The organism is Bacillus sp. NPDC077411, assembly GCF_044543425.1.
Classification (GTDB): domain Bacteria; phylum Bacillota; class Bacilli; order Bacillales; family Bacillaceae_G; genus Bacillus_A; species Bacillus_A bruguierae.
The window spans coordinates 1-6,085 of sequence record NZ_JBITWA010000010.1 but is presented as its reverse complement, the minus strand read 5'-3'; the positions used below and the strand labels follow the sequence as shown (position 1 = coordinate 6,085).

The 6,085-nt window shown below is 37.2% G+C and carries 4 protein-coding genes and 2 tRNA genes; 1 reads left to right on the top strand and 5 read right to left on the bottom strand.

Features of this window, described 5'->3' with window-relative positions; translation table 11 throughout:
* Positions 1-198: 198 nt before the first annotated feature.
* From ACIGHG_RS14120 to ACIGHG_RS14110, 3 genes are all read right to left on the bottom strand, one after another.
* Positions 199-1,329 carry a glucose-1-phosphate adenylyltransferase gene (locus tag ACIGHG_RS14120; RefSeq protein WP_396548975.1) on the bottom strand — a complete coding sequence of 377 codons (1,131 nt, stop codon included), beginning with the start codon at positions 1,327-1,329 and terminating at the stop codon, positions 199-201.
* Positions 1,277-3,184: a 1,4-alpha-glucan branching protein GlgB gene (gene glgB / locus ACIGHG_RS14115; RefSeq protein WP_396549118.1), complete on the bottom strand. Its 1,908-nt coding sequence runs from the start codon at positions 3,182-3,184 to the stop codon at positions 1,277-1,279. The genes ACIGHG_RS14120 and glgB overlap by 53 nt, the downstream gene beginning before the upstream one ends.
* 363 nt (positions 3,185-3,547) lie before the next feature.
* Positions 3,548-4,492, bottom strand: coding sequence for an L-lactate dehydrogenase (locus tag ACIGHG_RS14110; protein ID WP_336473564.1), 945 nt, complete (start codon positions 4,490-4,492; stop codon positions 3,548-3,550).
* A 367-nt stretch (positions 4,493-4,859) separates the two neighbouring features.
* Between ACIGHG_RS14110 and ACIGHG_RS14105 the strand changes: the two genes are divergently transcribed.
* Positions 4,860-5,783, top strand: a complete 924-nt coding sequence (locus ACIGHG_RS14105; RefSeq protein WP_396548973.1) for an alpha/beta fold hydrolase — start codon at positions 4,860-4,862, stop codon at positions 5,781-5,783.
* Between the two features lie 129 nt (positions 5,784-5,912).
* Here the strand turns inward: ACIGHG_RS14105 and ACIGHG_RS14100 are convergent.
* Positions 5,913-5,984: transfer RNA gene (locus tag ACIGHG_RS14100), tRNA-Glu, on the bottom strand.
* A gap of 6 nt (positions 5,985-5,990) precedes the next feature.
* A tRNA-Ser gene (locus ACIGHG_RS14095) sits at positions 5,991-6,081 on the bottom strand.
* Between the last annotated feature and the right edge of the window lie 4 nt (positions 6,082-6,085).

Sequence of the window (6,085 nt, the reverse complement as noted above, 5' to 3'; positions counted from 1 at the left end):
ATTGCTGCTATGCAGAACAAAAAAAGACTTGCTCTCGCTTTCTCCCTTTGTTTTAAACCATTGCATGTGGCAGAATAAGGAACTGACCGCTTCTACACATGTCCAGAGGCTCTCGCCCACCTAAAAAGAAAAGGATTTTTCTGTCATTTTTTAACTTGGATTTATATATACCTTCCCTTACAAATCATTCATCACACTTTACATTTCCTCTGCAATTAACAAAACGTCTTCTATATTTTTTTCTGGACGAATAATTGTTCCATCTTCAATAACCATTCCTGGCGCAACAATAGCACGCTCAATCACAGCATTCTTTCCAATCTTAGCATCTGGCATAATAACTGAATCGACAATTCTGCTTCCTTCCTCTACAATTACCCCTTGAAACAATACAGAATGCTGCACATTCCCTTCAACAACACAGCCTTCATTAATTAACGATTCTTCCACTTCTGCTGATGGTGCAATATATTGCGGCGGCTGATTCGGATTTACAGAACAAATTCTCCAATCAAAGTCATATAAATTAAGCGATGAATCTTCCTGAAGTAGATCCATATTTGCCTCCCATAAGCTCTTCACTGTTCCAACATCTTTCCAATACCCACTAAATGGGTACGCAACAAGTTTTTTACCTTCGTCTAGTAAAAGCGGAATCACATCTTTCCCGAAGTCATTACTAGATTCTGGATTTCTTGCATCCATTTCTAAATACTCTTTTAAAATAGCCCAGTTAAAAATATAAATTCCCATTGAAGCTAGATTACTCTTTGGAAATTGCGGCTTTTCTTCAAATTCAATAATTTCCATCGCTTCATTTGTATTCATAATGCCAAAGCGGTTCGCTTCATCCCAAGGTACTTCAATAACAGAAATAGAGACATCCGCTTCTCGTTCCATATGATAATCAAGCATTTTTGCATAATCCATCTTATAAATATGATCTCCAGATAAAATGAGAACATGTTCTGGATCATACTGCTTTAAATAGTTTAAATTTTGATAAATGGCACTTGCCGTTCCTGTATACCATTTCACACCTGAAGACTCGGCATAAGGAGGAAGTACAGTAACCCCTCCATTTACACGGTCTAAATCCCATGCATCTCCAATACCGATATAACTATGCAACTCTAACGGCTGGTATTGTGTTAAAATCCCGACTGTTTCAATACCAGAATTCGCACAGTTACTTAATGCAAAATCAATAATGCGATATTTCCCCCCAAATGGAACAGCTGGCTTAGCTAGATTTTTTGTTAATGCACTTAGACGACTACCTTTTCCCCCTGCTAATAACATTGCTACGCACTTCTGTTTTTGAACCATCTTGTTTACTACTCCCCTTTCGTGTTTTCACTGGTCGTAAAATTGAAATTCCAAATGGTGGTATTGTCATTTCGACATGTGCAGGCTGATTATGATAAGGTTCCATAATCGTCTTTAATCGCTTTTTATTAATTTGTCCCGAACCGCCATATGCAGAACTATCGCTATTTAAAATTTCGTTATAATAGCGAAATGCCGGTACACCAACTTTATAATTTTCATACACCGCGCTTGTAAAATTGCAAACGATAACGAGAACATCCTCTTCTCTTTCTCCTTGGCGAATAAACGAAAAAACACTTTGTTCACGGTTATCCGCATCGATCCACTGAAAGCCTTTCGGTGTATGGTCAAGCTGCCAAAGCGGCTTAGAACGCTTATACAATGCTATGAGCTCCTTGAAATAATCATGCATACAATTATGCATCTCAAAATCATGTAAACTCCAATCTAAGTCTTCAAGGTCTTTCCATTCATCAAATTGTCCAAACTCACCACCCATAAAGAGCAGTTTCTTCCCTGGATGTGCAAATAAATAGCCGTACAATAAACGAAGCTGAGCAAACTTGGCCCAATAGTCACCTGGCATTTTATTTAACAGCGACTTCTTCCCATGTACAACCTCATCATGTGATAAAGGTAAAATAAAATTCTCAGAATACGCGTACAGCAGCGAAAATGTTACTTTATCATGAATATATTTCCGATACTCCGGCGCACATTCCATATATTTTAAAATGTCATTCATCCAGCCCATATTCCACTTATAATTAAAGCCAAGTCCACCTTCATAAGTCGGTGCTGTTACGAGTGGCCATGCCGTTGAATCTTCCGCAGTCATTAAAAAAGTGGGATCTTCTGCAAATACAGCTTCATTCAACTGTTGCAGGAATGATACTGCATGCTCATTGCTTTCCTGCCCTCCATTTCGCTCCCAATACAACATATTCGCAACCGCATCTACCCGAAAACCGTCAATATGATAAAACTTCATCCAAAATAGCGCATTTGAAATAAGGAAATTTCGCACTTCTTGTTTTCCTAAATCAAAATTCACCGTCCCCCATACACGGTTTTCTTGCACATCAAGATCTTTATATTCATATGCCGGTTCCCCGTCAAATAAATAAAGTCCATGAGCATCTTTACAAAAATGTCCTGGCACCCAATCTAAGATGACACCGATCCCATATTTATGACATTCATCGACAAAATACATAAAATCTTGTGGCGTTCCGTATCTACTTGTCGGTGTATAATAGCCCGTTCCTTGATATCCCCAAGAACGATCATACGGGTGTTCAATGAGCGGCATAATTTCGATATGAGTAAATTGGTGCTCTGTTACATACGGAATAAGTTCATCTGCCATTTCTTTATAAGAATAAAAAGACCCATCTTCTTTCTTTTTCCAAGAGCCAAAGTGAAGCTCATAAATGGCTAACGGTTCATTATAGATCGGCTTTCGTTTCTTTTTTTGAAACCATTTCTGATCTTTCCACTTGTATCCTTTTATATCATAAACAACGGATGCCGTACTTGGCCGTACTTCAGCATACATTGCATACGGATCTGCTTTTAAAATAGTATGCCCTTCTCGTGTTTGAATTGCATACTTGTATAATTCCTGCTGAGGAACATGCGGTATAAATAAAGACCAAATCCCTTTCTCTGTCACTCGTATCATTTCATGCATCTCGCTATTCCACTCATTAAAATCTCCTACAATACTCACAACTTGTGCATGAGGTGCCCATACGGAAAAACGTGTACCTTCCATCCCATTTTCCATCGTCAAATGAGCACCAAGTATCTCATAGCTATCATAAAACTTTTCTTCATGGAACAATAACATGTCTTCCACATTACACTTTGTCTCAATCACTATGTTCACCTCACAAGATGACAGAATTTTAAATATGTTATTACTATTCTTCAGTAAATTGAAATATCCTTGCGAATTTCTAAAAAAACATACGTTTTTTTATAGAAATTCGCGGTAATTTTATGAAATTTAACCGAAAAATATCGAATTTTGACGAATATTTATTGAAAGCGTTTTATTTTAAAATAATTTTTTTAGTGAAAAAAAAGGGGAATTTAACGCTATTCTGTTATTGTTTTCCATTAAATTAAAACATAAAAAAACCCTTTCCGGTAAAGGGGTGAAATAAAGGGATATACAGGGGAGGCCGGAAAGGGATTTATACAATTGGGATTATAGTACTGGTGCCATAGTCTCTTTTAGCACTTTTACGGAATGATCAAATTTCAATTCTTCTTCTGCATTTAATTCAAGCTCTACAACTTCTCGAATACCTTGACGGTTGATAACTGCTGGAACACCTACGTAAACATCTTGTTGTCCGTATTGTCCTTCAAGATATGCAGATACTGTCAATACGCTGTTCTCGTTGTTTAAGATCGCTTTCGTTACACGTAATAGTGACATACCGATACCGTAGTAAGTTGCACCTTTACGTTGAATAATATGATAAGCAGCATCGCGTACATTTACAAAGATTTCGTCTAATTCGCTTTGATTGTACTTTTCATTGTTCGCTAAAATTGTTTCTAGCTTTTGTACACCAATAGTAGTATGGCTCCATACAGGAAGCTCTGTATCACCATGTTCACCAATAATATACGCATGCACGTTACGTGGATCTACCTCTAAGTACTCACCTAGCATATAACGGAAACGAGCAGAGTCTAAAGTTGTACCAGAACCAAGTACGCGCTCTTTTGGTAATCCAGATTCTTTCCAAGTTACATAAGTTAAAATGTCCACTGGGTTAGTTGCGATTAAGAAGATACCATCAAATCCGCTATCCATAATACCACGAACGATTTGTTTAAAGATTTTTGTATTCTTCTCAACTAAATCTAAGCGAGTTTCACCTGGCTTTTGTGGTAATCCAGCAGTGATAACAACAAGATCTGCATCTTTACAATCCGCATAGCTACCTTTCCAAACTTTTGTTGGAGATGGAGCAAATGGAACCGCATGGCTCAAATCCATTGCTTCACCTTCTGCTTTTGCTTCGTTTACGTCAACAAGAACAAACTCTTCAGCTACACCTTGGTTAATCATAGAATATGCATAGCTGCAACCTACAGCTCCTGTTCCTACTAATACTACGCGGTTAATACCTTTTTTCATGGTAAAATCCCCTCTCTATTTTTCAATATCATCATTAGCATTGTCATTTAAGTAAATAATTAAAATACTGTTTTTATATTGTTTAACTTCCTTACACACATATTGTAGCACGTTTTTTTGTGAGTGTATTCACATTTTATGACCCATTTGTGAAATTTATCACATATAGGGGAAAGTTATAATATTAAGTATGGAATCGATTTTAATGGAAGCGTTCTCTTTAGATTGTGAACAAAAATAATACAGTATTTCATTTTACCAATATATTATATTATATAGTGAAAATCCCAGTATTTACAAATAAACTACTCTCGTTATAAGATTAGACTGAACAGTCGGTTTATAATTTATTATGGGAGTGAATAATATGAAAGATCACATCATAACTTTACAAGACGGACGTAAGTTAGCCTATATTGAATATGGTAAAACAAATGGATTACGAGTCATGCTGTTTCATGGTACACCCGGTTCAAGAATTTGGGCATTAACAGATGATATGGTAGCGAAACAATTAGGCATACGACTTATTTCAATAGATAGACCTGGCTACGGGCTCTCTGATCCAAAACAGAATCGAACAGTTCTGAATTGGGCAGAAGATGTAAATGAAATAGCAGATCAACTAAAACTCCAAACTTTTTCTATTATAGGTGTCTCAGGCGGAGGCGCTTATGCAGCAGCCTGTGCTTACAAAATCCCTGAGCGCTTACAATCCGTACAAATGGTTTCTAGTGCAACTCCGTTTGAAAATGAAGAGCCGCCAGCCAGTATGTGCCGCGAAAATCGAATTGCCTTCTTTATCTCCAAACGCTTACCTTTGCTATTAAAATGGGCATATCGTGCTCAAAAAAAGCAAATGGAAAAGAACCCTGAAAAATATATGCAAGGGATGAAAAAAGGAAATAGACATTTATGCAAATGGGATCAACAATTTATTCAAACAGATGAAGATATTAAATTAACTATGATCCACATGAAAGAAGCGTTAAGAAATAGTGTAGATGAAGCAGTAGCAGAACCTGCTCTCTTAGCAAAACACTGGGGATTTAATTTTCAAAACATTTCTATTCCTATCCATATTTGGCATGGTACAGCCGACACTTTATCTTCAATAGAAGAAATAAAAAAAGTAGCCTCAGCTACTCCTCATGTAACAACACATTATATAAAAGATGCAGGACATTTCTTACCTGATGATCCCCACATATGGGAATCTATTTTACAAACAATTATTCATGATGCAGATGAGACAAACAAATCCAGTATATCATTTCATACTTCTATTTGATCCATTATGAGGTGGGAGTATTACTGCCCACGAATAGCGGGATAAAAATCAAGGAAAACCAGCTAAAATAGAGAAGTAACTATTCATTATACACAAAAAGAGATAGCAAATTATGCTATCTCTTTAATATGACCCGTACGGGATTCGAACCCGTGTTACCGCCGTGAAAGGGCGGTGTCTTAACCACTTGACCAACGGGCCAATTTCTGGCAGAGAAGAAGGGATTCGAACCCTCGCACCGCGTAAGCGATCTACTCCCTTAGCAGGGGAGCCCCTTGAGCCACTTGGGTACTTCTCTATAT